25 protein-coding genes and 1 pseudogene are annotated in these 26,304 nt (G+C 63.6%); 12 read left to right on the forward strand and 14 right to left on the reverse strand.

What is annotated here, in order from left to right; translation table 11 throughout:
• Window positions 1–46: 46 nt before the first annotated feature.
• Both ACIPO9_RS11210 and ACIPO9_RS11215 read right to left on the reverse strand, forming a co-directional pair.
• Window positions 47–1,342, reverse strand: a complete 1,296-nt coding sequence (locus ACIPO9_RS11210) for a PQQ-dependent sugar dehydrogenase (RefSeq protein ID WP_400780888.1) — start codon at window positions 1,340–1,342, stop codon at window positions 47–49.
• Window positions 1,339–1,767 carry a DUF2231 domain-containing protein gene (locus ACIPO9_RS11215; protein WP_274130644.1) on the reverse strand — a complete coding sequence of 143 codons (429 nt, stop codon included), beginning with the start codon at window positions 1,765–1,767 and terminating at the stop codon, window positions 1,339–1,341. Before ACIPO9_RS11215 ends, ACIPO9_RS11210 begins: the two co-directional genes overlap by 4 nt.
• A gap of 281 nt (window positions 1,768–2,048) precedes the next feature.
• Here ACIPO9_RS11215 and ACIPO9_RS11220 point away from each other — a divergent pair, with 281 nt between their 5' ends.
• Window positions 2,049–2,471 carry an NUDIX hydrolase gene (locus tag ACIPO9_RS11220; RefSeq protein ID WP_274130646.1) on the forward strand — a complete coding sequence of 141 codons (423 nt, stop codon included), beginning with the start codon at window positions 2,049–2,051 and terminating at the stop codon, window positions 2,469–2,471.
• 203 nt (window positions 2,472–2,674) lie between these two features.
• On the opposite strand, the gene ACIPO9_RS11225 is transcribed toward ACIPO9_RS11220, so the two are convergent.
• From ACIPO9_RS11225 to ACIPO9_RS11255, 7 genes are read right to left on the reverse strand one after another with little or no spacing between them, the layout of a single operon-like run.
• Entirely contained in the window at window positions 2,675–3,730 is a 1,056-nt protein-coding gene (locus ACIPO9_RS11225) for an ABC transporter substrate-binding protein (RefSeq protein WP_400607415.1), read from the reverse strand.
• Window positions 3,727–4,917 carry an NAD(P)/FAD-dependent oxidoreductase gene (locus ACIPO9_RS11230; protein WP_400780891.1) on the reverse strand — a complete coding sequence of 397 codons (1,191 nt, stop codon included), beginning with the start codon at window positions 4,915–4,917 and terminating at the stop codon, window positions 3,727–3,729. The genes ACIPO9_RS11225 and ACIPO9_RS11230 overlap by 4 nt, the downstream gene beginning before the upstream one ends.
• Complete coding sequence (locus ACIPO9_RS11235; RefSeq protein ID WP_400780893.1) at window positions 4,914–6,290, reverse strand: FAD-dependent oxidoreductase; 1,377 nt, start codon at window positions 6,288–6,290, stop codon at window positions 4,914–4,916. Before ACIPO9_RS11235 ends, ACIPO9_RS11230 begins: the two co-directional genes overlap by 4 nt.
• On the reverse strand, window positions 6,287–6,577 hold the full coding sequence (locus tag ACIPO9_RS11240; RefSeq protein ID WP_400780894.1) for a (2Fe-2S)-binding protein: 291 nt from the start codon (window positions 6,575–6,577) through the stop codon (window positions 6,287–6,289). Before ACIPO9_RS11240 ends, ACIPO9_RS11235 begins: the two co-directional genes overlap by 4 nt.
• A gap of 43 nt (window positions 6,578–6,620) precedes the next feature.
• Entirely contained in the window at window positions 6,621–7,415 is a 795-nt protein-coding gene (locus tag ACIPO9_RS11245) for an ABC transporter permease (RefSeq protein ID WP_400607407.1), read from the reverse strand.
• 3 nt (window positions 7,416–7,418) lie between these two features.
• Window positions 7,419–8,291: an ABC transporter permease gene (locus tag ACIPO9_RS11250; protein ID WP_400780897.1), complete on the reverse strand. Its 873-nt coding sequence runs from the start codon at window positions 8,289–8,291 to the stop codon at window positions 7,419–7,421.
• Window positions 8,288–9,316 carry an ABC transporter ATP-binding protein gene (locus ACIPO9_RS11255; RefSeq protein WP_400607402.1) on the reverse strand — a complete coding sequence of 343 codons (1,029 nt, stop codon included), beginning with the start codon at window positions 9,314–9,316 and terminating at the stop codon, window positions 8,288–8,290. Before ACIPO9_RS11255 ends, ACIPO9_RS11250 begins: the two co-directional genes overlap by 4 nt.
• Window positions 9,317–9,566: 250 nt before the next feature.
• On the opposite strand from ACIPO9_RS11255, the gene ACIPO9_RS11260 reads away from it, so the two are divergent.
• The 3 genes from ACIPO9_RS11260 to ACIPO9_RS11270 all read left to right on the forward strand — a co-directional run bounded on the left by ACIPO9_RS11260 (window position 9,567) and on the right by ACIPO9_RS11270 (window position 13,273).
• Window positions 9,567–10,403, forward strand: a complete 837-nt coding sequence (locus ACIPO9_RS11260; protein ID WP_400780899.1) for an IclR family transcriptional regulator — start codon at window positions 9,567–9,569, stop codon at window positions 10,401–10,403.
• Window positions 10,404–10,465: 62 nt separating this feature from the next.
• Window positions 10,466–11,386, forward strand: a complete 921-nt coding sequence (locus tag ACIPO9_RS11265; protein WP_400607398.1) for a LysR family transcriptional regulator — start codon at window positions 10,466–10,468, stop codon at window positions 11,384–11,386.
• 267 nt (window positions 11,387–11,653) lie between these two features.
• The gene (locus tag ACIPO9_RS11270; RefSeq protein WP_400780901.1) at window positions 11,654–13,273 is read left to right on the forward strand and encodes a methyl-accepting chemotaxis protein; all 1,620 of its coding nucleotides are present in this window, start codon (window positions 11,654–11,656) and stop codon (window positions 13,271–13,273) included.
• A 184-nt stretch (window positions 13,274–13,457) separates the two neighbouring features.
• Here ACIPO9_RS11270 and ACIPO9_RS11275 read toward each other — a convergent pair whose 3' ends face one another.
• Window positions 13,458–14,405, reverse strand: coding sequence for a class I SAM-dependent methyltransferase (locus ACIPO9_RS11275; RefSeq protein WP_400780903.1), 948 nt, complete (start codon window positions 14,403–14,405; stop codon window positions 13,458–13,460).
• Window positions 14,406–14,454: 49 nt separating this feature from the next.
• Window positions 14,455–15,342, reverse strand: coding sequence for a LysR family transcriptional regulator (locus ACIPO9_RS11280; RefSeq protein WP_400780905.1), 888 nt, complete (start codon window positions 15,340–15,342; stop codon window positions 14,455–14,457).
• A 106-nt stretch (window positions 15,343–15,448) separates the two neighbouring features.
• Here ACIPO9_RS11280 and ACIPO9_RS11285 point away from each other — a divergent pair, with 106 nt between their 5' ends.
• Both ACIPO9_RS11285 and ACIPO9_RS11290 read left to right on the forward strand, forming a co-directional pair.
• Window positions 15,449–15,982, forward strand: coding sequence for a GNAT family N-acetyltransferase (locus ACIPO9_RS11285; RefSeq protein ID WP_400780907.1), 534 nt, complete (start codon window positions 15,449–15,451; stop codon window positions 15,980–15,982).
• A pseudogene (locus tag ACIPO9_RS11290) lies at window positions 15,966–17,117 on the forward strand (MFS transporter); the annotation flags it as partial. The gene ACIPO9_RS11285 and the pseudogene ACIPO9_RS11290, both read left to right, overlap by 17 nt.
• Here the strand turns inward: ACIPO9_RS11290 and ACIPO9_RS11295 are convergent.
• Entirely contained in the window at window positions 17,046–18,335 is a 1,290-nt protein-coding gene (locus tag ACIPO9_RS11295) for an MFS transporter (RefSeq protein ID WP_400780909.1), read from the reverse strand. The pseudogene ACIPO9_RS11290 and the gene ACIPO9_RS11295 overlap by 72 nt on opposite strands.
• A 244-nt stretch (window positions 18,336–18,579) precedes the next feature.
• Here ACIPO9_RS11295 and hemB point away from each other — a divergent pair, with 244 nt between their 5' ends.
• The gene (gene hemB / locus ACIPO9_RS11300) at window positions 18,580–19,554 is read left to right on the forward strand and encodes a porphobilinogen synthase (RefSeq protein ID WP_400607383.1); all 975 of its coding nucleotides are present in this window, start codon (window positions 18,580–18,582) and stop codon (window positions 19,552–19,554) included.
• A gap of 55 nt (window positions 19,555–19,609) precedes the next feature.
• Here the strand turns inward: hemB and ACIPO9_RS11305 are convergent, their stop codons facing one another.
• Window positions 19,610–20,515, reverse strand: a complete 906-nt coding sequence (locus ACIPO9_RS11305; protein WP_274130664.1) for a LysR substrate-binding domain-containing protein — start codon at window positions 20,513–20,515, stop codon at window positions 19,610–19,612.
• 241 nt (window positions 20,516–20,756) lie between these two features.
• On the opposite strand from ACIPO9_RS11305, the gene ACIPO9_RS11310 reads away from it, so the two are divergent.
• Genes ACIPO9_RS11310 through ACIPO9_RS11330 form a run of 5 tightly spaced genes read left to right on the forward strand, consistent with a single transcriptional unit; the run spans window position 20,757 to window position 25,213 of the window.
• Window positions 20,757–21,602 carry a transporter substrate-binding domain-containing protein gene (locus tag ACIPO9_RS11310; RefSeq protein ID WP_400607380.1) on the forward strand — a complete coding sequence of 282 codons (846 nt, stop codon included), beginning with the start codon at window positions 20,757–20,759 and terminating at the stop codon, window positions 21,600–21,602.
• 12 nt (window positions 21,603–21,614) lie between these two features.
• Entirely contained in the window at window positions 21,615–22,277 is a 663-nt protein-coding gene (locus tag ACIPO9_RS11315) for an amino acid ABC transporter permease (protein WP_400780911.1), read from the forward strand.
• A 7-nt stretch (window positions 22,278–22,284) separates the two neighbouring features.
• The gene (locus tag ACIPO9_RS11320) at window positions 22,285–22,971 is read left to right on the forward strand and encodes an amino acid ABC transporter permease (protein WP_274130667.1); all 687 of its coding nucleotides are present in this window, start codon (window positions 22,285–22,287) and stop codon (window positions 22,969–22,971) included.
• 2 nt (window positions 22,972–22,973) lie between these two features.
• A complete protein-coding gene (argH, locus tag ACIPO9_RS11325; RefSeq protein WP_274130668.1) occupies window positions 22,974–24,476 on the forward strand; it encodes an argininosuccinate lyase in 1,503 nt (500 codons plus the stop codon).
• On the forward strand, window positions 24,473–25,213 hold the full coding sequence (locus tag ACIPO9_RS11330) for an amino acid ABC transporter ATP-binding protein (protein WP_400607372.1): 741 nt from the start codon (window positions 24,473–24,475) through the stop codon (window positions 25,211–25,213). Before argH ends, ACIPO9_RS11330 begins: the two co-directional genes overlap by 4 nt.
• A gap of 136 nt (window positions 25,214–25,349) precedes the next feature.
• On the opposite strand, the gene ACIPO9_RS11335 is transcribed toward ACIPO9_RS11330, so the two are convergent.
• Window positions 25,350–26,246 (reverse strand): LysR family transcriptional regulator, encoded by an 897-nt coding sequence (locus ACIPO9_RS11335; RefSeq protein WP_400780914.1) that lies wholly within the window; start codon window positions 26,244–26,246, stop codon window positions 25,350–25,352.
• Between the last annotated feature and the right edge of the window lie 58 nt (window positions 26,247–26,304).

Genomic DNA, 26,304 nt, shown 5'->3' on the forward strand with positions numbered 1-26,304 from the left:
TAAACCTTCAACCGGGCGGTGCATGCACCTACCGCCCGGTTGCACCTCACTTGTTGCGCGTCACGCGCCAGACGGTGTTGGAAAGGTCGTCCGCGATGATGAGCGCGCCCTTGGGGTCGACCGTGACGCCCACCGGGCGGCCTCGCGTCTTGCCGTCGGTGCCGCGAAAGCCGGTCGCGAAGTCCACCGGCTCACCACTGGCGTGGCCGTTGCTGAAGGGCACGAATACCACTTTGTAGCCCACCGGGTTGTCGCGGTTCCAACTGCCGTGCTCGCCGACGAACACCCCGTCCGCGAACTTGTCGCCCATGGCCGGGATCGAGAAATCCAGGCCGAGCGCCGCGACGTGTGAGCCCAGGCTGTAATCGGGCTTGATCGCCGAGGCGACCTTGGCCGGATCCTGCGGCTGGGCACGGGTGTCGACATGCTGGCCCCAGTAGCTGTAGGGCCAGCCGTAGAAACCGCCTTCACGCACCGAGGTCAGGTAATCGGGCACCAGATCCGGCCCCAGTTCATCCCGCTCGTTGGCCACGGCCCACAGGGTGCCGGTCCCGGGCTGTATCTTCAGCGCCGTGGGGTTGCGAACACCGGTGGCGTAGGGTTTGTGGGCGCCGCTTCTTGCATCGATCTGCCAGATCTGCGCGCGGTCCAGTTCGACCTCCATGCCGCGTTCGGTGACGTTGCTGTTGGAGCCGATACCCACATACAGCTGGCTGCCGTCGGGGCTCACCGCCAGTGACTTGGTCCAGTGGTGGTTGATCTTCGAGGGTAGCTCGGTGAGGGTGGTCGGCGCGCCGCTGGCCTTGGTCTGGCCGTCGGCGTAATCGAAGCTGACCAGCGCATCCTGGTTGGCCACGTAGATCTTGCCGTTGGCGAACGCCAATCCGTACGGTGCGTTGAGGTTTTCGGCGAACACGGTCTTGAGTTCGTATTTGCCGTCCCCGTCGGCATCGCGCAGCAGCGTCAGGCGGTTACCGCCCTTGACCTTGGTATTACCTTGGGCCTTGATCACGCTGGCGATCACATCCTTGGGCTTGAGCTTGGGCGCCTCGGTGCCGCCTTTGCCTTCGGCGACCAGAATATCGCCATTGGGCAGGACCAGCGTTTGCCGCGGCACCAGCAGATCGCTCGCAATGGCCGAAATGCTGTAGCCCTCGGGCACGCTCGGTTTCTGGTCGCCCCAGGCAACCGGTTCGGCGATCTTCATGCTGGGCAGCAGCCCGCGTTCGGCCTGGGGCATCTGCGGGTCGGGGCCGTGGGTCTGAGGCGTATCCTTCTCGCCTCCGCAGGCGCTCAACAGCAGCGCCATGGCCAGTGCGCTCAGTGCGTAGGTTGGTCTCATCGGGCGTCTCCTGCACGAAGGTTGGTGAAGCCGGTCCAGGCCGATACACAGGCCAGCAGGGTCACGACGACAGACAGGATCAGCCCGTTGGGCATCACCGCCCAGGCGTCCTTGGCGTGTTCGAATGCGTTGATCCAGCCCAGCGCCCAGGTGACCAGCAGCAGCAGGAAATACACCGTCGGCCGGCCGGACCTTGGCCTGGCGCGGATCAGGTTGACCAGGGCAAACAGCAACGTCAGCCCGCACAACAGCATGCCGCCGGCAATCAGCCAGGAGGCGAAGTTGCTCCACTGGATCAGGAAGGTCTTGAAGTAGGCGATGTCACTGAGCAAGGCGCCCAGGAACAACGCCACGGTGCCGCCCAGCAGCATGCCATGCAGCGGCCCGGGCGTGCTGCGGTACAGAGGGTAGGGGGTATCGGTCACGTCGGCTCCTTATCGTTCGTCGCTCAGGGGCTGGCAGGCAGCCCTGGATGCACGGTTCCATCGGGTTCGCGTCAACGGTGCGCGTTAACAGGGATCGCTCTGGGACGCGCTTAGTTCAACGCAATTGGCGGGTGTTTGTGCTGAACGACGGCCTGGCTCTGGGTGTCTATCCCGTCGAGGTGTCATAAGACCGACACTTTTGGGGCGCATGGTGATGCGAGCGTCGTCAGGACTCTGCGCGTTTCCTCACGATGTAATGTCACGGCCAGATGGGACGAACAATGGGTGCCATGGAAGCGAGTACAGCGAAATACAAAGGTTTGAAACAGCGGGCCACGGTGATTTATCGCCGCGACGGGGAGATCCTCTTCGTGCGCAAGCGGCGCTCGAAATGGAATCTGCCAGGCGGGCGGGTGGAACGTGGTGAAACGCCGCTGCAGGCGGCCAAGCGGGAAATGGCCGAAGAGACGGGGTTGCACTTCAGCCGGTTGGTTTATGTCTCTGAGTACAAGCAGGACAACGTGGTGCACTACCTGTTCGAGGCGCAACGCACTCACCCCAAGAAACCGCGTCCACTTAATGAAATCGACGATTGCCGGTGGTTGAGCACCAAGAAATTGAACAAGCGCAGCGTGCGCGAGCCGATCCGCGATCTGCTCAAACGCTGCGTGTCTGATATGCGCGGCAAGGCCAAAGCGGCCTGAACCCACCCGTAGCTGTCCGGTTTGGCGACGTCGGCGCACTTGAGTAAGTCCCCGCCGGCAAGCCGTGCTGCTACGGATTTGTAGTCGGGCCTGAATCCCGGGAACACCCAATGCCCTCGTAGCAGCACGGCTTGCCGGCGGGAGCGATGCTAAGGGCGCCGACGCCGGCAAGCCGGATTGCTACGGATGGGGTTGCGCCGGGACTAGCGCTCGATGCTGCGGCTCCAGCGCGCATTCCACTCCGGCCGGATCTGGTTCACCTGGTCCCAGTCGATGGTTACCGCCGTCTCCAGGTATTTGTTCATCGCCTCGACCTGGCCCCGGGTGCGGTCGCTGGTCGGGGTTTTCGGGTTGGACGGGATCTGGTCACCCAGCTCCAGGGCTGGCGCCTGGGCTTGGGGTGTCAGCAGAAATTCGGCCAGTTTCTGCGCCAGTTCAGGCTGATCGTTATTGGCAATGGTGCATTCAGCCACGTTCAACACCACGGCGCCTTCCTTGGGCGGCGCGTACTCCACCGGCACGCCCTTGAGCTTGAGCGCGGTGACCTGGGTCGGCGTGAGCGGGAACAGCGCCGCTTCGCCGGTCTGCACCATCTCGGAAATCTTCGCCGAGCTTGCAATGTACTCCAGCACGTTAGGCCCCACGGTTTTCGGCCAGGCCTTGAAACCCGGTTCAACGTTGGTTTCGTCCCCGCCCTGCAGGCGGTTGAACATCAGGAAACCGTGCAGGCCGAACGTGGAGGAGGCCAGCGACTGAAACACCAGTTTGTCCTTGTAGCGCTTGTCCGCCATGTCAGCCCAGGAGGTCGGCGCGCTCCAGCCGTTTTCCTGGAACATTTTGGTGTTGTACGCAAGACCGGTCACGCCCAGGCTCACGGCCACCGCCTCATCCTTGATCTTGCCCTTGGCCGGAATGTCGGCCAGGGTCGCGCTCGGTTGCAGCTTGCCGCACAGGCCCATGGAGATCGCCCGGTACATGATGCCGTCGTCGAGGAACATGACATGCATCTGCGGGTTGTCCTTGCTGGCCTGGACCTTGGCCAGGATGTCAGACGAGGTGCCCGGCACGATCACCACCTTGACGTTGTTGGCCTTCTCGAAGGCCGGCAGCACCTGATCGGCATACAGGCGCTCCATGGTGCCGCCGTTCATCCCCAGGTAGAGGGTCGGCTCGGCGTGGGCGGGCAGCGTGACCACTGCTGCGGGCAGGCAGGACGCGCAGGCCAGGGCGAAACGTTTCACAGTGTGCAGGGTGTTCATGACGACGACCTTCCTCTGAGCAATGGGATGACGTTGCTCGTGTCCACGGCAGACACGGCGGTGACGGGTGGTGCAGCAGTTACGAAACGCGTGATTGAAAACGCTGCCAGGTCGATGTCCGGCGCGCCCTTGCAGACGATCTGCGCCAGTGCCTCTCCGGCAGCGGGGCCGATCTGAAAGCCGGAACCGGCGAAGCCGAAACCGTGAAGCAGGCCCGTTTGGGTTGTGCTGGCGCCTAGCACCGGCTCGCGGTCGGGCAGGTAGCCTTCGGTGCCGCTCCAGGTGCGAATGGCTTGGGCACCGGCCAGTGGCGGGTAGAGCTCCACGGCATTGCGCAGGATCTCCAGAATCGCTGCCTGACCCGGACGGGCCTTGGTCGGGTCCAGGGGAAAGCCCTGACCGCCACCCAGCACGCAGTTGCCTCGGGCGACCTGGCGGGCATAGATGCCGCCGCCCTCAACCCCGGTGCTGACGTCCATGAACATCGGCAGCGGCTCGGTCACCAGCATCGCCGGATGCCCTGCGCGCATCGGCACCGGCTCGCCGAACTGTTCGGCCAGCGCCGCTGCCCAGGCGCCTGCGCAGTTGAGCAGCCATGGCGCACGAAACGCCTGGCCGTCGGCGGTCCTCACGTTAAAGGCGTTGCCGTCATGACTGACGTCGATGACATTGGCCTGTTCGAACACCTGAGCCCCGGCGCGCCGCGCTGCGTGAGCGAAGGCCGGGGAGACGATGCGCGGGTTGGCGTGGCCGTCGTCGGCGCACAGGGAGGCACCCACCGCCACGTCACCGGCCCAGGCAAACCGCGCCCGCAACTGGCTGTGATCGAGCAATTGCAAATCCAGCCCGAAGCCTCGAGAGGCCTGCTCGTAACTCACCAGCGCGGCCATGTCCTTGTCGCTGCGGGCCAGCTTCAAATGCCCGGAGCGCAGGTATTCGCCGTCGATGCCGATAAGCGCCTGCAGATTGGCCCAGATCCCGTGGGCCCGCTGGGAAAGCGGTAACTGGGACAATGGCCGCCCCTGACGGCGCACGCCGCCATAGTTGACGCCACTGGAGTGCGAGCCGAAGAAATCCCGTTCCAGCAACGCGATGCGCTGGCCGGCCCGGGCGAGAAACAACGCCGCCGAGCTGCCGACGATGCCGCCGCCGATGACCACCGCATCCACCTCGATCGGCAGGCTCATTGCTCCACCTCCACGCCGAAGGGCAGCGGCTTGATCGGCGCCTGTCCACGCAAACGCCCGACGCTGGCAATATCCCGGCCCGAGGCCTGGGCGACGATCTCGGTCGCGGCCAGTCCGCACATGCGCCCCTGACAGCGGCCCATGCCGACCCGGCACATGGCCTTGACCCGGTTGATCTCCCAGTGACCCTGCTCGACGGTGTGGCGGATGTCGCCGGCGCTGACTTCCTCGCAGCGACACACGGTCAGCTCATCAGGGGCTTTTGTTGCCCACTCCTCGGGGAACGGGAAGGCGGTTTCCAGCCCGTGACGGAAACGCTCGATGGCTCCAAGTTTGCGTTGCAACCCGGCGCTGCGGGCCTGATCGATCTGATGCCCGCTGTCGGCCAGAAGCGTCAGCGCCGCCAGTTCGCCAGCCATCTCGGCGGCATCGGCGCCCATGATGCCCGCGCCGTCACCGGCCAGATAAACCCCCTCGACGCTGCTGCGCCCGCTGGCATCGCGTTGGGGTAGCCATGCGCGGTTGAGCCCGCTCCAGACGAATTCGCAGCCCAGCAGGTCAGCCAGTTGAGTTTCGCTGCGCAGTGCATGGGCAAAGCCCACGGCGTCGCAATCGAGTTCAACGATGTCCGCGCCGCGCTGCCAGTTCACGCCGGTGACGCGCTGCTCGCCCTCGATACTGTGTAGCTGCACGCCCTGATGCACCGGGATGCCCCGCGTGGTGAGCCAGGTGCGGTAGTAGATGCCCTTGGCCAGTGTCAGGGGTTGGCCGAGCAGCGCGGGAAAGGCGTGGGCCTGGGCCGACAGGGGCGAGCTGTCGAGCACGGCCACGACCTTGGCGCCGGCCTTGGCGTATTGATAGGCCACCAGATACAGCAGCGGCCCGCTCCCGGCAAAGACCACCCGCTCGCCAATGGCACAGCCCTGGAATTTGAGAGCGATCTGCGCCGCCCCCAGGCTGTAGACACCGGGTAGCGTCCAGCCTGGCACCGGCAATATGCGGTCGGTGGCGCCGGTGGCGACGATCAGTTGTTTGTACGGGACCTGAGCCGAAACGCCGTTGGGACCGTCGTTGAAGGTCAGGGTGTCGAGGGTGCGCTCCTCGGCGTTCCACACCAGGGTTTGCGGCCGGTAGTCGATGTCGGTTTGCAGGCGATCGAGGGTTGAATGCACCGCCTGCGCCTTGGCCGCTTCGAAGCCATACAAGGCTTTGGCGGGGCGTTTGAAGTTCGCCGGCTGGCGGCGATAGATCTGCCCGCCACCGCGCAGCCCCTCATCGATCAGGCAAGGTTGCAGGCCATAGGCGACCAGCGTCTGCGCTGCCCGGATGCCGGCAGGCCCGGCGCCCACGATCACGATATCGCTGGTTTTCATAGGCTGCGCCCCGGCTCGCGAATAACGCAGTGGTCTGCCTCAAGCAGGGTCGAACAGGCGCGCACCCGGCGACCGTCGCCAAGCTTGACCCAGCAGTCCTGGCAGGCGCCCATCAGGCAGAATCCGGCCCGTGGGCTGGCGCTGAAATCGCTGCCGCGCAGATGCTCGCCGGCGGTCAGTACGGCGGTCAGCAGCGTGTCGCCGAGAAGGCCGGTGGCCGGCTGGCCGTCGAGGGTAAACGGCAGGACGTCGCGGTCGGTTTCTGCCAGTCGTTTCAGCAATGCCATGGCGCTCTCTCTGTCAGGCAAAAACGCAATACGAGGGTATTCATCAGTGTTTGCCCACCAGCACGCGGTCCAGGCCGTAGACCCGATCGAGAACGATCATGGTGGCGGCGGTGAGGGCGATGACCAGCGCAGACACCGCCGCCATCATCGGGTCGATGGATTCGGTGGCGTAGACGTACATGCGCACCGGCAGGGTCTGGGTCGAAGGCGAGGTGACGAAGATCGACAGGGTCACTTCGTCGAAGCTGTTGATGAACGCCAGCAGCCAGCCCCCGGCCACACCGGGCAGAATCATTGGCAGGGTGATTTGCCGGAACAGCGTGAAGCGGCTCGCACCCAGGGACTCGGCGGCCTGTTCGGCACTGCGGTCGACACCGATGGCGGCGGCGATCACCAGGCGCAGCACGTAGGGAGTGATGACCACCACGTGGGCGAACATCAGCCAGACGAAACTGCCGTTGACCCCCATCAGCGCGAACAGGCGCAGCATCGCCACCCCCAGCACCAGGTGCGGGATGATGATCGGCGACAGAAACAGGCCGTTGAGAAAGTCGCGGCCGGGAAACTGGTAACGGGTGATCGCCAACGCTGCAGGCACCGCAATCAGGGTCGCCAGGGTTGCCGCCACCACCGCCAGGATCAGGCTGTTATAGAAGGCCTGAATGAAGTCGGCGCGCTCGAACACCGCTTCGAACCAGCGCAGGGAAAAACCGTCCCACGGCAGGCTCAGGGTGTTTTCCGGGGTGAAGGCCACCAGGCAGACCACCACCAGCGGCGCCAGCATGAAGACCACCACCAGGGCGTGAAAGGACAGGGCCAGAGGGCCGTTCTTGGACATCGGTCATTCCCCCAGGGATTTTTTGTAGCGGCTTTCCACCAGCCGGTTCCACGACAGCATCACCAACAGGTTGACCAGCAGCAGGGCCACCGCGATGGTCGCGCCCATGGGCCAGTTCAGTTCCGAGAGGTACTGGTCGTAGACCACCGTGGCGACCATCTTCAAGCGCCGGCCGCCCAGCAGCCCCGGAATGGCGAAGGAGCTGGCCGACAGGCCGAACACAATCAGCGTGCCGGACAGCACGCCGGGCATCACTTGCGGCAGCACCACCAGACGCATCACCTTGGCCTGGGTCGCGCCCAGTGACAGCGCCGCCTGTTCGGCGGACCTGTCGAGCTTCTGCAGCGAGGTCCACACGGGGATGATCATGAACGGCAGCATCACGTGGACCAGCGCCAGGATCACCGCGAACGGGGTGTACAGCAGTTTCAGCGGCCGCCCGCCGAGCGCCTGGATCGCCTGGTTGACCAGGCCGTCGGCGCCCAGCAACAGACTCCAGCCAAAGGCCCGTACCACCACCGAAATCAGCAGCGGGGTGAGGATCAGAATCAGGAAAATCGACCGCCACGGCGCACCCATGCGGCTGAGGATGTAGGCCTCGGGCACGCCGATCACCACGCACAGCAGGGTGACCAGCGCGCTGATCCAGAAGGTGCGGAAAAAGATCTCGTAGAAGTAGGAGTCGGTGACCAGATTCAGGTATTGCGCCAAGGTCCAGGCGTCGCCCTTGACCCCGACCTCGTAATCGAACACGTTGAACGACAGCACTAGGGTCAGCAGCAACGGCAGCACCAGCAGGCCGACGAACAGGGCCAGGGCCGGGGTTGATAACAGATAGCCGCGACCCGTGTCGCGCAACACGCCTGCGCCACTCATGCCGGCACCTCATCGGCGGTCAGCACCCGCAGCAGCTCGGCGGACCAGTCCAGCCCCACCACCATGCCTTCGTTGAACGGCGCGTCACCGTTGTTGCGGCGTACCACGGTCAGTTCGCCAATCGAGGTTTCCACGCGATACAGCCACTGGCTGCCGAGGAAATAGCGGGTGACGATCCGGCCTTGCAGGCGGCCTTTGTCGGCGTCCACCAGATCGATCTTCTCCGGGCGCAGGCTCAGGGTCAGTTCACCGTCGCCATGGGCTTCGCGTACCTGGGCCGCGCCGCTGTGATCGCGGTCGCCACGCAGCAGGTTGGCCTTGCCGACAAAGCCGGAAATGAACCGGGTGCGGGGATGTTCGTAGAGTTTGTACGGTTCGTCGATCTGGGTGATGCGCCCGGCCTGCATCACCACCACGCGGTCGCTGATCGACAGCGCTTCGGCCTGGTCGTGGGTGACCATCAGGGTGGTGATACCGACTTCGCGCTGGATGCGGCGAATCTCGAATTGCATCTCTTCGCGCAGGTTGGCGTCCAGGTTCGACAGCGGCTCGTCGAGCAGCAAGACCGGAGGCTCGATCACCAGCGCCCGGGCCAGGGCCACGCGCTGACGCTGGCCGCCGGACAGTTCGCGAGGGTAGCGCTCGGCGTGCTTGTCCAGGCGCACCAGTTCCAGCACCCGCGACACCCGGCGCTGGATATCGGCGCCCGCAACCTTGCGCATCTTCAGGCCAAAGGCGACGTTGTCGCGGACCGTCATGTGGGGAAACAGCGCGTAGGACTGGAACACCACGCCCAGGCCACGGCTGGCGGGCTTGGCGTGGGTGATGTCACGTCCGTCGAGCAGGATGCTTCCTGCGCTGACATCGACGAAGCCGGCGATCATTTGCAGGGTGGTGGTCTTGCCGCAGCCGGAGGGGCCGAGCAGGGAAACGAACTCGCCTTTGGCCACCGACAGATCAGTGGCGACCACCGCATCGACCGCGCCATAGCGCTTGCACAGTGCCTGGAGTTGTAGAAAAGCCATGACTGCTTCCACCTTTTTTGTCGTGCACACCTGGGGCGTGCGTTTTGTGTGGGCAGATGCGAAAAGAAAAACGTGCGTGCTGTTGCATGGACGCTGGCGCTCGATCGGGGTCGGCTACCGCTGTTATTCAAATCGCCCTGTGGACTGATCCTATGCCTGGGAATAGGATGGGCTCAACGATGAATTTCATTGAGCGAGTAGTATTTTCAAGTTTATGCGTTCAGTGGATTGATAAAGGTAAAAGAGCAATATGGATTCCATTGAACGGAATAACGCCGAAAAAGAAACGGGCGTCGGTGCGGTGTCTCGGCTCTTCGCGGTTTTACGTTGTCTGGGCGATTGCCCGGAGGGTGGTGAGCGGGTCACGCAACTGGCGCAGCAGGTTGGCCTGTCACAACCCACGACCCATCGCCTGCTGCGCAGCCTGGTGGACGAGGGCATGGTCGAGCAGGACGCCCGCAGCAAGCGTTATCGCTTGAGCCTTGAATTCTTCGCCCTGGCGGCCAAGGCCGGGCAGACCGGCAACCTGCGGGACGTGGTGCGACCCAGCCTGTTGCGGCTGTCGGCGTCACTGGGGGATTCGCTGTTCCTGCTGGCGCGCAGCGGTTTCGATGCGGTGTGCCTGGACCGCAGTGAAGGCCCGTATCCGATACGAACCTTCACCGGTGACATCGGGGGCCGCGTGGCCTTGGGCGTGGGGCAGGGCAGCCTGGCGATTCTGGCGTTCCTGCCCGAGGAAGAGCGCGAAACCGTGATCCGTTACAACCTGCCGCGGCTGCGGGACTTTCACCTCTATGACGAGGTGATGCTGCGCTCGGAGATCGATAACGTGCGCCGCCTGGGCTACGCCGCGCGCAACACCGGCGTGCTGGAGGGCATGGCGGGTCTTGCGGTGCCGATCCTCGACCGCGAAGGCCGGGCCGTGGCCGCACTCAGCGTGGCGACCATCAGCGACCGCCTCAACGCCGAACGCATGCCCACCGTGGTGGACATGCTCAAGCGCGAAGCCAGCGGCATCAGCCCGAAGATCAATCCCTTCGACCCCGTGCTGCGCCGGCCTTCGCAGGTGTTCGGTCAAAGGGAGTAGCGGTGATGCCCGTGGGCACGATCACCTGTATTCTGACCAATTGATACCTGGTGTAACTAATCGTGAAACGCCACTTCGATGACATTCAACTGGGCAGCATCGAGCTGTTCTGCCTGGCCGCCGAGGCGGGGAGCTTTACCGCGGCCGCCCTGGCTGCTGGCGTCACGCCTGCGGCGGTCAGCCGCTCGATCTCCCGGCTGGAAGAGCGTCTGGGCGTGCGGATGTTCGTGCGCACCACCCGCAGCATTCGCCTGACCGACAGTGGCCGGCTGTACTTCGAGCAGTGCAACCAGGCCCTCGCGCAACTGATCGAGGCCGAGCGTCAGGTCTCGGGCCAGCAGCTCAAGCCCTCCGGGACGCTGCGCATGAGCATCCCCACCACCTACGGCCATCACCGCATCCTCCCGCTGTTGCCTGAATTTCGGCGCCGTTACCCCGAGGTGACGGTCGATATCAACCTGAGCAATCGCAACATCGACTTCGTGGCCGAGGGCTACGACATGGCGATCCGCGTGCGCACCCAGCCGGACTCGACGCTGATCGCTCGCAAACTGGAAGATGGCGCGCTGGTGCTGGTGGCCACGCCCGATTACCTGAAACGCGCAGGCACCCCGCAGACGCTGGACGATCTGGCCGACCATGACTGCATCCAGTATGAGCTGCCGAGCAATGGCCGACGCATCCCCTGGCTGTTTCAGGAGAACGGCCAACTGCGGGACATCCTGGCCGAAGGCGGTTATTGCTGTTCCGACGACGTGCTGGGAGGCGTGACTCTCGCCAAAAGCGGGGCAGGCTTGTTTCAGGCCTATCGGTTCGTGGTGGAGAAAGAGCTGCGCGATGGCACGTTGGTTGAAGTGCTCAAGGCCAATGCCGGGCGCTCACGGCCGTTCACCTTGCTCTATCCCAGCAACCGGCACGTGCCGCTGCGCTTGCGGGCGTTCATCGATTATCTGAAAGAGTGTCAGGTGGCGTGGAGCGATTGATCCCGTAGGAGCGCGCTTGCCCGCGACAGCGTCAAGTCAGACAACATCGGTGGCAGGTCTGACGCGGTCGCGGGCAAGCGCGCTCCTACAGGGTTGCGACCACCTGTCGGATCTGTTCGATACACACTCAAGAACCCCGTCCCAGAGCCGATGCTTGTGCGTAAGCCCTGTGGTTTGACGTGATGTCAGACCCAGGCACAGGGAAGTGACACGCATGCAAACCTTCGGGCCATTCCCGAGGCTGTCCTCCCTGACGAGATTCCCCGTATGTCCAAATCCCTCAAATTGCAGATTCTGGCGCTGCTCAGCGGCAGCCTGGTGCTGGTGCTGCTGATCGCGCTGGCGTGCTTCCAGTTCCTGTCCAGCAACGTGCAGGCTTATCGCGGGTTGCTGGAAGGTCCGCTGCGTGCGTCGCAACTGGTCGATCAGGCCAACCTTCAATTCAAGATTCAGGTCCAGGAGTGGAAGAACGTCTTGCTGCGCGGCAAGCAGGCGGCTGACCGCGACAAGTTCTGGGGCCAGTTCGAGGATCAGGAGCGTCTGGTGCAGGATGCGCTGGGCAGCCTGAGCGCCATGAAAGGCCTGGATTCGGCGACCCGATCCCAGGTAGACAAACTGCGCGAGGAACACCGCGCGTTGGGCGTGGCCTACCGCAAAGGCCGCGATGCGTTCGTCGCTGCCAGCGGCGATCCGGTGGCGGGGGACCAGGCGGTCAAGGGCGTCGATCGCGCGGCCAGCGAGCAGATGAGCGAGCTGGTGACCAACCTGCGCAAGCAGAGCGATCAGCAGTCTGCGGTCATCAGCAGCACCGCCGACCAGACCATCCTCATCGGTACGCTGGTGATGCTGGCTTCAGCCTTGCTGGTGGGCTGGCTGACCCTGTGGATGGTCAACCGCAATATCGTCGGCCCCATCAGCATGCTGATCGAATACGTCGCGCAATTGAGCCAGGGCCGCTTCAGTGATCGGGTCAACGTCACGCGTCAGGATGAACTGGGGCGTCTGGCTGTCGCCGCCAACGTGTTGCGTGATTTCCTCGCCGACACCTTCACGCGTCTCAAGCGCAGCACCACTGATCTGGACAGCGCCGGCGGCGAGCTCAAGGCCATCGCGGCGTTGATGGCCCAGGGCACCCACGAGCAGTTCGAGCGTACCGACCAGGTGGCCACCGCCATGACCGAGATGTCGGCCACCGCCCAGGAAGTCGCCCGCCATGCAGCCCAGGCGGCCAATGCCGCCGATGAAGCGGACCGCAGCTCCCAGGACGGCGGCAAGGTGATGAGCGCGACCATCACCTCGATCACCCGCATGCGCACTGAAATCAGCAACACTGCTGAGGTCATTCGCCGTCTGGAAAGTGACAGCGGCCGTATCGGCAAAGTGCTGGAAGTGATTCACGGGATTGCCGAGCAGACCAACCTGCTGGCCCTCAACGCGGCCATCGAAGCGGCCCGTGCCGGTGATGCCGGGCGTGGCTTTGCTGTCGTGGCCGACGAAGTACGCACCTTGGCCCAGCGCACCGCGGCGTCCACGGCGGAGATCAATCAGATCATCAACTCGGTGCAGACCGGCGCCATCGATGCCGCTCAGGCCATCGAAAACGGCCAGGCACGCAGCCAGGAAAGCGTGGAGCAAGTGACCCTGGCGGGCTCGTCCCTGCAACGCATCACCACGGCGGTCGAAGCCATCCGTGACATGAACCGCCAGATCGCCACCGCAGCCGAGGAACAGACCTCGGTGGCCGAAGACATCTCGCGCAACCTGACGGAAATCACCGCGATCGCCACCACCAACCAGAACAACGTGCAGCGCACGCAGACTGCAAGCCAAGACCTGCACGAACTGTCAGTGGGGTTGAACGACGTAATCTCCCGGCTCAGCGCCTGAGTTTACGGAGGGGATCATCACGTAGCAGCACGGCTTGCCGGCGGGATCGATCCTGAGGCCGCCCCCGCCGGCAAGCCGTGCTGCTACGGTCCGCGTAAACCCTGTAGGAGCGCGCTTGCCCGCGACAGCGTCAGGTCAGACAACCTCGGTGCCAGGTCTGGCGCGTTCGCGGGCAAGCGCGCTCCTACAGGTTTGGTGCCTGGCGGAAAACCAGGGCCTTGAGGCCGCCGCCGGGTTCGGCATCGGCAAACTCAGGAGGGTTCTCCAGGCGTTGTTCAAAGCGCAACCCCGGCGCCTCACGCCCCATGCTTTCAATCAGAAAATCGGCACCCAATGCCGGATCGTTCATGCAGGCGAGCACGCAACCGTCTGCGGTCAGCAACTCCGGCAGCTTTCTCAGTACACGCTGGTAATCCTTGGTCAGCAAAAAACTGCCTTTCTGAAACGACGGCGGGTCGATGATCACCAGATCGTACGGCCCGCCGCTCTTGACCTTGCCCCATGACTTGAACAGCTCATGGCCGAGAAAACTCACCTTGCCCAGGTCATGGCCGTTCAGGCGGTGGTTGTCCCGGCCGCGACTCAAGGCCGCGCGGGACATGTCCAGGTTGACCACGAAATCCGCGCCGCCTTCGACCGCCGCCACGGAGAAACCGCAGGTATAGGCGAACAGGTTGAGGATGCGCTTGCCAGAGGCATTGGCTCGCACCCAGTCGCGGCCATAGCGCATGTCCAAAAACAGCCCGGTGTTCTGCTTGCGGCCGAAATCCACCCAGTACCGCAGGCCGCCTTCGGTCAGCGCCCATTCGTCCGACATCTCGCCCCGCAGCGCTTCGGTGAGGCTGTCGGGCAGGTAGCGATGTTGCAGCAACAAGGTATGGGCCTGGCTGCCGATCCACTGCGGCGACTGGCACAGCTCATCGAGCAACCGCTTCAAGGCCGCCAGCTCATCGGCTGCCGGTTCCTTGAACAGCGACACCAGCACCACGCCCTGCATCCAGTCTACGGTCAGTTGTTCCAGCCCCGGCCAGCGGCGGCCACGGCCGTGAAACAGGCGACGGGTTTCAGCGGGGGCGGTGGCGAGGGCAGTCAGCAGGTGCTGATTGAGGGTGTTCAGGGCGTCGGCATTCATCGGGTGGCGGCAGGTCGGCTGTGAAGAAGGGGCGGCATTCTAAACCCAATCAGCCCTTGAGCGTCTGCAAGGCTTCGAGAACCTGACGCAGTGCCTTGCCCAGCGGTTTGTCCTGGCGCAAGACGACTCCCAGCGTGCGCCGCAGCGGCGGCTGCAGCGGCATGACACGCAGCCCCCGGCGATGATGTTCCCCGGCCACCGACATGCGCGGCACGATGCTGTAGCCCAGGCCTGCGCCGACCATTTCCTTGATGGCCTCGATGCTGCCCAGCTCCATCACCGGTTTGATCCGTAAACCGGCATGCAGATACCACTCATCGATCAGCAGCCGCGTGCTGCTGCCAGCCTCGAATACCACCAGCGGCAGTTCGATCAGCGCTTGAGGCGTGATGACGTCAGGCACCGCGTGGTGCTCGGCGCTGAATATGGCGACGAACTCATCATCCAGCAGCGGCGTGATCGACAGGCTGCGGCCCGATGCGGGGAGGGTGACCAGCGCCAGGTCCAGGCGGTTTTCCTCCACCGCACGCAGGATGCCATCGGTATTGCCGGTGCTGACGCGCACGTCGAGCGCCGGAAACTGGCGCCGCAGTTGCTGCAGGATCGGTGGCAGCAGATGAATGCAGGCCGTGGCACCGGTGCCGATGGCGACCTGACCGGCGACACCCTGAGCATGGCTGGACAGGTCAAGCAACGCGTCTTCGACCACCGCATCGATGCGGCCAATGTGCGTCAGCAACGTGCTGCCCGCAGAGGTGGGCTTGATGCGTTTGGCCACGCGCTCGATCAGGCGCAGGTTCAGACGCTCCTCCAACTGGCGGATGTGCAGGCTGACGGCGGGTTGAGTCAGGTTCAGGCGCTCGGCGGCGGCAGAAAAGCTGCCGTGGCGGATAACCATGGCGAAGCTGTGCAGATGGGTAAGGTTGAGCCGTTGCATGGCAAAGATTTACTTATGCTGACGATGATGAATCATAGCTTTGTTTTGAGTAAGGCGCGCCTCATCATTGCCTCACAACCTGTTTCTTGTACTGGAAGACCTCTCCATGCCCCACGACCTCATCCTGCGCGACGCCCGTGAAGACGACATGCCCACGGTACGTGAGATCTACGCCCATCACGTGATCCACGGCACCGCGAGCTTCGAACTGGAGCCGCCCACCCTCGCGCAGATGCTGCAACGCCGGGCGGATGTGGTCGGCCAGGGCCTGCCTTACGTGGTCGCCGAACGCGAAGGTGAAGTCGTCGGTTACGGCTACGCGACATTGTATCGGCCGCGTCCTGCATATCGTTTCACGGTCGAGGATTCCGTCTACGTGCGCGACGGCATGGCGGGGCTGGGTATCGGCCAGGCGCTGCTGGAGTTGATCGTCCAGCGTTGCATCGACGACGGCCGGCGGCAAATGGTGGCGGTGATCGGCAACAGCGAAAACACCGCATCGATCCGCCTTCACCAGCGCCTGGGCTTTCGGGTGGTCGGGGTATTCGAGTCGGTCGGTTTCAAGCATGGCCGCTGGCTGGACACGGTGCTGATGCAGCGCACCCTGGGCGAAGGCGACAGCTGTGTACCCTGCGGATAAACCCGCGCTCAGGGCGTGGGTGGTCTGGCGGCTGGGCATCGCGCAACTCATCAACTGGGGCACTTCGTTTTATCTGCTTGGCGCATTCGGTGAGGCAATGGCGAGGGACCTGGGGTTCAGCGGCCAGCAGGTATCTGCCGGCCTGTCGGTAGCGATGGTGGTGATGGGGCTGGTCTCGCCCTTGAGCGGCGGGCTGATCGAGCGGTTTGGCGGGCGGCGGATACTGCGTGCCGGCACGCTGATCAACGCCTCAAGCTGTGCCGCACTGGCCTGTGCGCCCCTGTCGCTGGCGGGTTTCTATGGGCTTTGGGCATTGCTGGGCGTCGGGATGCGGCTGTCGTTGTACGACGCATTGTTCGCCGCCATGGCGGGCCTGGACGGCGAACGTGCGCGCCCGGCCATGGTGCGGATCACGCTGCTGGGCGGCCTCGCCTCGGCGGTGTTCTGGCCTCTGGGGCATGAGTTGCAGGAACGCTGGGGCTGGCAGGGCGGATTGTGGGTGTACGTCGGGTTCATGCTGGTCAGCCTGGCGCTGGTCGGCGCGCTGCCCACCCGTCCGCATGCGGCAGCGATCAAGCCCCAGGGGCAGGTCGAGGAGGGCGGCATATCCGCACCATGGTCACGGCAATGCTTGTACGGCCTGGGCGTGACGCTCACTGGGGTATTGTCTGCCGGACTGGCGGCGCAGTTACCCGCGTTGCTCGGCGGCATGGGCGTGCCCGTCGGTCTGGTTGCGTTGTGGGGCATCGGCCAGACCTGCGCCCGCCTGACCCAAAGCCTGTTCGGCCGCAGGACGCCAGCGCTGTCGCTCAATCTGTGGGTGGGCATCGGGCTGCCGCTGTGCTTTGCGCTGGGCCTCGTGGCTCAGGGTCGAACAGCGCTGGCCTGCCTGTTCGTGTTCGGTTACGGCGCGCTGAATGGCCTGGCCACCTTACTGCGCGCCAGCCTGCCGTTCGAATTGTTCGACCACCGCCAGTATGCGCGACTGCAAGGGCGGCTGGTCGCGCCGGGGTTCATTCTGGCCGCCTTCGCGCCCTGGTGTTTTGCCGCCGTGCGTGACCACTCAGGGGATCGGGCCGTGCTCGGGCTGGCCTTGTCCATCGGTGTCGTCAGCCTGCTCACGGCGCTGCTGCTCGGGCACATTGTCCGCACTCAGGGTCTCGGGCACGGCCAGCCACAGCAGCAGGAAAGCCGCCGCAGCAATGGCGGCCAGGGTCAGGAAGGCGGCGCTGTAACCAGCGGCTTCGACCACCCAGCCTGCGAGCCCGTTACTCAGCGCAGCGCCCAGCCCGAAGACCGTTGAAATCGCCCCTAGGCTGACATTGAAACGGCCGGTGCCCTGGGTCAGGTCCTTGACCACCAGCGGCAATAGCGCGCCAAAGGCGCCGGCGCCGATGCCGTCGAGCAACTGCACGCCCACCAGCCAGTAGGGGTTGTCCGACAGCACGTACAACACCCCGCGCAGCGGCAGGATGATGAAGCCTGCCAGCAGCAGCGGCTTTCGCCCCCAGTCGTCGGCTTTGGCGCCCACCAGCCATGCCACCGGCACCATCACCAGTTGCGCGGCGACGATGCACGCGGAGGTAAGCGGGGTCGCCAGGTGCACGTCGATCTGCGACAGCTTCTGGCTGACCAGTGGCAGCATGGCGGCGTTGGCCAGATGGAACAGACCGCAGCAGATGGCGAAGGTCAGCAGCGGTCGATGGCTGAGCAGCAGGGCCAGCCCGGAAGGCTGCTCGTGGGACTGTTCATGGTCCGGGTTGAAGCCCCGGGCCACGTCGTGATCGATGGCGCTGGCGTCCACCAGGGCCACGGCAACGATGCTCGCCAGCGCCATGAAGGCCATCAGGTAAAACACCGCAATCGGCCCGAACAGCCAGGAAAATCCCCCAGCCAGCAATGCTGCGCAGGCGTTGCCGGCATGGTTCCACGTCTCGTTGCGCCCGGTGCGGCGGGTGAATGCCTTGTGACCGGTGATCCCCAGGGAAATCGCCGCGATGGCCGGGGCGAAAACAGACCCTGCGATGGCGCTCAATGCCTGGGTAACCAGCACCCAGGTGAAACTGTGGATGAACGGCAGGACCAGGCAACCGGCCGTCACCAGCAGCGCAGCGACGATCACCACCAGGCGCTTGCTGCGGGTGCGGTCAATCAGCGCACCCGCTGGCGTCTGGGTGACCAGAGCGGCTATACCTGCCAGGGTCATGACCAGGCCAATGCTGGCAGGGTCCCATTTGTGAACGGCCAGCAGGTAGATCGCAAGGTAGGGCCCGAGCCCGTCGCGAACATCGGCCAGGAAGAAGTTCAGACCGTCCAGTGAACGGTTGTTGCGCACGTCGGACGGGCTGTTCAAGGTCGGTCTCTGCCAGTGGGGCGCGTTGCCGGGTCGGCTGCCGCTCTTGGCTAATGACCCGGCGCCGCATGCTTCGTTCGCTGGGGTTGCAAGAGTTTGTCTGATGCACTGTTGCAGCTTTGGTAAGGGACTTTATTCACCTGCCATTTGAATCGGGGCCGGGGCAGGCATAAGCTTCGCGCCATTGAACCTGCGCACCTTCAGGTGCTGCGGTCGTTTTCGTACACTTTTTTCAGGAACTGCCATGTCCAGTCTGTTTCCCGCCGCTCGTCCACGTCGCCTGCGCAGCAATGCCAACTTCCGCGCGTTGTTCCAGGAAACCGAATTCACCCTGAACGATCTGGTGCTGCCGATCTTCGTCGAAGAAGAAATCGATGACTTCGTGCCGATCACCAGCATGCCTGGCGTGCGCCGCATCCCGGAGAAGAAACTGGCCGAGGAAATCGAGCGCTATGCCCGCGCCGGGATCAAGTCGGTGATGACCTTTGGTGTGTCGCACCATCTGGACGCCAGCGGCAGCGACACCTGGCAGGAGAACGGCCTGGTCTCGCGCATGTCGCGGACCATCAAGGACGCGGTGCCGGAGATGATCGTGATGTCGGACACTTGCTTCTGCGAATACACCGACCACGGCCACTGCGGTGTGATGCACGGTGCCCACGTCGATAACGACGCCACCATCGAGAACCTCGGCAAGCAGGCCGTCATGGCGGCCCGTGCCGGTGCCGACGTGATCGCGCCATCGGCGGCGATGGACGGCCAGGTTCGCGCCATTCGTGCGGCGCTGGACGCGGCGGGCTTTCATCAGACGCCGATCATGGCCTATTCGACCAAATTCGCGTCCTCGCTGTACGGGCCGTTTCGTGAAGCCGGTGGTTCGGCGCTCAAGGGCGACCGCAAAAGCTATCAGATGAACCCGATGAACCGCCGCGAAGCCCTGCGCGAGTCGCTGCTGGACGAGGCCGAAGGCGCCGACGCGCTGATGGTCAAGCCGGCAGGGGCTTACCTGGACATCATCCGCGACATCCGTGAAGCCTCGAACCTGCCGCTGGCGGCATACCAGGTCAGCGGCGAATACGCGATGATCAAATTCGGTGCCCAGGCCGGTGCCATCGACGAAGGCCGCGTGGTCCGCGAGAGCCTGGGCGCGATCAAACGCGCAGGCGCGGACCTGATCTTCACCTACTTCGCGATGGACCTGGCGCTGGAAGGGATTTGATTCCGTAGCAGTCCGGCTCGCCGGCGTAGGCGGTCTCAAGGTCGTATCGCGGTTTCTACAACTGCCACCCCTTGCTCGCCTCGCCGAGCATTTCCTGGATCAGCACGCTGAACCGCTGGCTCAGCAAGCTTTGCGGCCTGTCTTCGGGCAGCATCAGATAGGTCGAGAAGCGGATCTGCGGCAGGAATGGACGGGTCTCGATCCCCATGTGCAGGTATTCCCGCGCCACCATGGGGCTGACGATACTCACCCCCAGCCCCAGCGCCACCAGCGAGCAAACGGTCGCGGCGTAGGGCGTTTCGACATTCAGTTTGCGGTATTCCCGATCTTCGGCGAACACCCGGTCGACCCGTGTACGCGAACCGTCGTTGAGCGACAGGGAAATGAACTCCTCGCCGTGTAGATCCTCCGGCTTGATCGACGACAGTTCGCTCAGCCGATGCCCCTTCGGAAACACACATACCCCCGGTACATCGCAGATCTTCTGGGTGCTCACCCCCGGCATGTCCTCGCCCACATAGGACGCCAGCCCCACATGGCAGAACTGCGAAGCTGCCCAGTGAGCGACCATCGGCGAGTCGCTGGTGTGGATCGAAATCGCGGCTTCGGGGTTTTCCTGGCGAAAGCGCTGGATGACCCTGGGCAAGACCGTCAGTGACAGCGACGGCACTGCAGCGATGCGCAGTTGACCCGTCCCGCCACGGCGAATGTTCTGCGCCGACCGTTCCAGGCTCTGCAAACCGATGAACGCACGCTCAACGTCGGCGAACAGCGCCGCACCTTCATCCGTAGGCAACAGCCGCCCACCCACGCGCTCGAACAATTTGAAGCCGCTGCCGCGTTCAAGCTGAGCGATCAACCGGCTGACGTTGGGTTGCGAGGTGTGCAGCGACTCGGCTGCTGCGGTCATCGAGCCGCTCAACATCACGGCGCGGAAAGCTTCGACTTGTTTGAAGTTCATGGCAGGCCATATCAATTCGGTATGGGTGACCAATGTATTGTCATTTGTTGGCATGAGCCAGAGGCTTTATAACTGTTTTCGACATCGACAGTTCGCGCAGACGAACACGGTGGCCCGGCATCTGTGTCTACCCGGCATGGCGTGGCAAACCCCGCTGAGCTCTTCCTTGAAGTCTGCCCTTGAAATCTTTGCGTGGCGCCGCGTTGCGGGGCACCTCGCTGATCGTCTACCAGGAGGCATTATGTCGTTTTCGTTAAAGTTCCTCGTTCGTGCTCTGGCTTTCTCATCTGTTTCCCTGGCAGGGATGGCGCAGGTTCATGCGGCCGATCTGCCGCCGGTACCCGACGAAATCAAGGAGGCCGGGCAATTGCGCGCCGGTGTGCGCTGCGACCAGCCTCCCTATGGCTTCCAGGACAGCAGCGGCGACTACGCGGGCGTCGAAGTCGAAATGTCCAAACAGATCGCGCTGTGGGCGCTGGGCTCCAGGGACAAGGTAAGCTTCACCTGCGTCACCGCCGAAAACCGCGTGCCACAGCTGATCGGACGCAAGGTCGACTTTCTCATCGCGACCCTGGGCGTGACCCCTGAACGGCAGCGGGTGATCGACTTCACCACGCCTTATCGCTGGGGGGCGAGCGACGTGGTGGTGAAGAAGGACAGCCCGATCAGGTCCATCAAGGACCTCAACGGCAAGACCCTGGCCACCCTCAAAGGCTCGGTGCAGGCCAAGTGGTTCGAAGATCACATGCCCGAGGTCAAGACGTTGCGCATGAACAGCGCCGCCGATGCCCTGCAGACCTTTCGCCAGGGTCGGGCCGACGCCTACACCCACGATGCTGCAACCCTTGTGGTAGTGGCTGCCAACGACGGCGACGCCCGCCTTATCAACGAGCCGTTCCAGATTTCCGACGCCGCCATCGGCGTGCGCAAGAACGATGAACCATTGCGCGACTACCTGAGCGCTGCGGTGGCGAAGATGCACGAAGAGAAGCTGTTCGGCGGTTGGGTGCGTCAGTACGTGCCGCAGAACATCCAGAGCTACTACCTGAGCGTATTCGAGCAGGCCAAGCCTGCTGAAAAACTCTGATCGGGCGCCGTCATGGATTTTGATCTCAATTATCTGTTGGCCCAGTGGCCAGCCTTGCTCGACGGCGTGCTGATGACGCTACGAGTGTCGCTGCTGGCCATCGGTTGCTCGCTGCTGATCGGCGTTTTCGGTGGCGCGGTGCGGGCCTTCCGGATTCCGTTTCTGGCCCAGGCCGTGGTGCTGTACGTGGAGCTGATCCGCAACACGCCGATCCTGGTGCAACTGTTCTTCATTTTCTATGGCCTTCCGGCCGTCGGCCTTGAGTTATCGCTGTTCTGGTCCGGTGTGCTGTGTCTGTCGCTGTGGGCCGGCGCCTATCAGGTGGAGAACATGCGCGGTGGTCTGGCGACGGTGGAGAACAAGATGCGCGAAGCGAGCATGGCGTTGAGCCTCAAACCGCACCAGTACTTCTATCTGGTGGCCTTGCCGATTGCCTTTCGCACCAGCTTGCCAGCGGTGCTCAACACGGCGATCTCGCTGCTGAAAAACTCCTCGTACCTGCAAGCCATTGGTCTTGCGGAGTTGACGTTCGTGGCGGTCGACCGGATCGCCACCGACTTTCGGGCCATCGAGATGTTCAGCGCGATCTGCGTGATGTACCTGATTCTGGTGGCGATCCTGTCGCTTGCGACCGGACGCCTGTCGGCCCACCTGCAACGTCCTTTCAGGCACTGAGGCCAGTATGAATTTTCTGATCGAAAACTGGGGTTTCGTGCTCAAGGGACTGTGGATGACCGTACGCCTGGCGCTGGTGATCCTGCTGTTCACCACGATCATCTCGACGGTGTTCGGCGTGCTGGCGACCCTCAGGAATCGCCTGCTGTGGTGGACGATTCATGGCTACGTGGAGCTGTTTCGTTCGATTCCGCTGATCGTCAACGTGTTCTTCATCTTCTTCGGCGCGCCGATGTTCGGCCTTGATCTGAGCCCCTTTGCCGCAGTGGTTACAGGGCTCACGTTGTGGGGAAGTGCCAACGGCATCGAGATCGTGCGCGGTGGGCTTGAGTCGGTGAACCGCCACCAGTGGAAGAGCGCATGGACCCTGGGCCTGCGCCCCTGGCAGATCTATCTGCACGTGATTGCCCCGCAATCGATGAAGGCGATCCTGCCAGCCTACACGGGCTTGCTGACCATGCTGGTGCAGGCCACCTCGCTGGGAGCGCTGGTTGGAGTGGGCGAGTTTCTCAAAGTTGGCCAGATCATCGTCGAGCGCTCCACCGTGATGACGGGGGTGAGCCCCGCGTTCGCGGTCTATGGCCTGGTGCTGGTGGTGTATTTCGTTATCTGTTCGCTGCTGAGCTGGCTCAGCCGTTATCTCGAGCGTCGCCTGGGTCGTCCGGCGATGCGCGTTACTCGTGAAGGGGTTTGAACATGCAAGAATCCAAAGTCAGTCGTCGTTTGAAAGAAACCACTGCCCCCGAGGTCAACGAGTTCATCTACCGGCCTCGTCTGGAAGGCTTCGCCGATGGTTTTCTCAACCTGGGCAACGTCAACAAGGCGCACATCGTGATGCTCGCCGAGCAAGGCCTGATTCGCGGAGAACATGCCACTGCCCTGGCCAAAGGGGTGCTGGACATGGAAGCGGCGGGGCCGGCGGTGGTCACGCTGGACCCGTCCCGGGAGGATGCTTATTTCAACTATGAAGCGCACCTGATCGAGCAGATCGGCACCGATGTCGGCGGCCGCCTGCATACCGGGCGCAGCCGTAATGACATCCTCGCCACCCTGGACCGCATGCGCTGCCGTGAAGTGCTCATGGCCCTGATCGATGCGCTGATCCAGGCCCGCCAGACTGCGCTGAACAACGCCGAGGTGTTCGCCGAGGTGGTGATGCCCGGTTACACCCACCTGCAACCGGCGCAGCCGATCACCTACGGTTATTACCTGTCGGCGGTGGAACAGGCGCTTGAGCGTGACTGTAAACGGCTGAGCCAGACCCTCGAATCGATGAACCAGAGCCCGCTGGGGGCCGCTGCCTTCGCCGGGACGCCGTTCGACATCGACCGGGCACGCACCGCAGAACTGCTGGGCTTCGACGGTTTTCTCGACAACGCACTGGATGCCGTGGGCTCCCGTGATTTCATTCTGGAAAGTCTGTCGCACTTAAGCTTGCTGTCGGTGTTCTGGAGCCGGGTGGCGCAGGACTATTTTGTCTGGAGCACCCACGAATTCAGCCTGATCGACTTCCCGGACAGTGTCGCGGCGACGTCGAGCATCATGCCGCAGAAGAAAAACCCGACGGTGCTCGAGTATCTCAAGGGCCGCACCGGGCATATCGTGGGCCTGTTGATGGCCGCGAGCGTGACGGTCAAGGGCAGCAATTTCTCCCACACCGGGGACGCCAACCGCGAGGGCACGCGGGGGTTCTGGGAGGCCGCCGAAGAAAGCCTGCGTTGCCTGAAACTGCTGGAATTGGTGCTGCGTACCGCAACTCCGAACGCCGAACTGGCAAGCCGCCGGGCAGGGGAAGACTTCTCCACGGCCACGGGTCTTGCCGACCTGATCGTGCGCGAAGCCGATCTGTCATTCCGCGAAGCGCATCATATCGTCGGCGCTGCGGTACGCATGGCGATGGACGCAGGCTTGCCAGCCCATCGCATCGATACCGCAATGGTTGACCTGTGTGCCCGCGAGCAGCTGGGCCACGCCCTGAATCTGCCTGCCGACAAGGTGCGCGAGTGCCTGGACCCGACTGCCAACGTGCAGTCGCGCAACTCGGCTGGCGGGCCGGCGTTGTCCTCGTTGCTGCCCAGCCTGGCGCGCGCCAATGCGCGTCTGCACCAGGAGCGCCAGGCCAATCAGGCCCGTCGTGATCGGCTGCTGGCGGCCCAGGACAAGCTTCAGGCGGCTACCCGCGCGCAGGCCGGCCTATGAAACCGATGCTGACAGTGCGCGGGCTGCACAAGCATTTCGGCTCGGTGGAGGTGGTCAAGGGGGTCGATCTGGACGTGGCGCAGGGCGAGGTGGTGGTGATTATCGGGCCCAGTGGTTCGGGCAAGTCGACCTTCATTCGCTGTCTCAATAGCCTGGAAGAACCGTCGGCAGGCAGCGTGGTGGTCGATGGCGGCGACTCGGTTCGCGCCGACGACCGCAAGGCCATGGCCCGGCTGCGTGAAGACATCGGCATGGTGTTCCAGGATTACACGCTGTTTCCGCACATGACGGTGATGGCCAACATGATCCTGGCGCCGGTCAAGGTCAAGGGCGTGAGCAAGACCGACGCCCGGGCCAGCGCGCTGGCTTTGCTTGATCGCGTGGGTTTGAAGCACAAGGCCGATGGCTATCCGGGCGAGTTGTCCGGCGGGCAGCAACAGCGGGTGGCGATTGTTCGTGCGCTGGCGATGAAACCGCGCCTGTTGCTGTTCGATGAGCCAACCTCTGCCCTGGACCCGGAGACAGTGGGTGAGGTACTCAGCGTGATGAAGGGCCTGGCCGCAGAGGGTATGACCATGATCGTGGTGACCCATGAAATGGGGTTTGCCCGGGAGGTGGCGGATCGCGTGGTGTTTTTCGATGGCGGCAAGATCGTCGAAATGGGCCCGCCAGCGCAGGTGTTCTCGGCACCAGAACATCCACGCACGCGGCAGTTCTTGCAGAGCGTTTTGCATTGATACCCATCGGTCCAATCCTGTAGGAACGCGCTTGCCCGCGACGGCGGTGTTTCAGTCTCGAATCTGGGGACTGACACACCGCCGTCGCGGGCAAGCGCGCTCCTACAGGTCGGTGTTTAATTCGAGAGGTTGGTGCTCAATTCGAGAGATCGGGGTCAGAGTTGAACCCCTCGGCCAGGTAGTCCACGAACGCCCGCACCCGCGCCGACTGCCTGCGGTTGGCCGGGAGGAGGGCGTGGATGGGCAAGGCTGAGGGTGTCAGGGTTGGCAGCACTTGCACCACCCGGCCCTGGGCAATGTCCCGGCGATACAGCCAGGTCGGCGACAACGAAATCCCCAACCCGCTGAGCACCATCTGCCGGATTGCCTCGCTGTTGTTGCTGCGCACATTGCCTTTTACCTGCACGTGATACTGCCCCGCATCGAACACCCAGGTGTCGAAATCGGCCAGCAGGTTGAACAGGATGCAGTTGTGCAGGCTTAGCTCCTCAGCCGCCTGTGGCGTTCCATGACGCTCAAGATAACCGGGCGCCGCGACCAATAACCGCCGGGTCAGGCCGATCTGCCGGGCGATCAGGCTGCTGTCCTTCAGCTCGCCAATGCGGATCGCCACGTCCATGCCTTCGCTCACCAGATCGACGTTCTGGTCGCTGAGCAGCAAGTCCACCGTGACTTCGGGATAGCGCTCAAGAAACCCCTGCAACCTGGGGGCGATCTGCAAGCGGCCAAAGCTCACCGAGGAGGCGATGCGCAACGGCCCCGCCACGGCCTCCCGACCCGTCTGGAAACTGTGCTCTGCGTTGTCCACCGCTGCGAGGATGTCGCGACATTGCTTGTAATAGCGCGTGCCCTCATCGGTCAGCGACAACTGACGGGTGCTGCGGGCAATCAGTCGCCCGCCCAGGCGCTTTTCCAGTGCGTTGATCTGTTTGCTGACGGTCGGCTGGGTCGTGCCCAGCTCTCTTGCGACGGCCGAAAAACTGCCGCGCTCGACCACCCGCACGAATATGGCCATGGCTTCGAGAGTGTCCATCACGTGCTCATTTAGTCAGATTCTGGAATAAGGACTATAGGCATTTGTGGTCTTATCG

The sequence above is a fragment of the Pseudomonas sp. NPDC090203 genome (assembly GCF_044746765.1).
Classification (GTDB): Bacteria; Pseudomonadota; Gammaproteobacteria; order Pseudomonadales; family Pseudomonadaceae; genus Aquipseudomonas; species Aquipseudomonas putida_AD.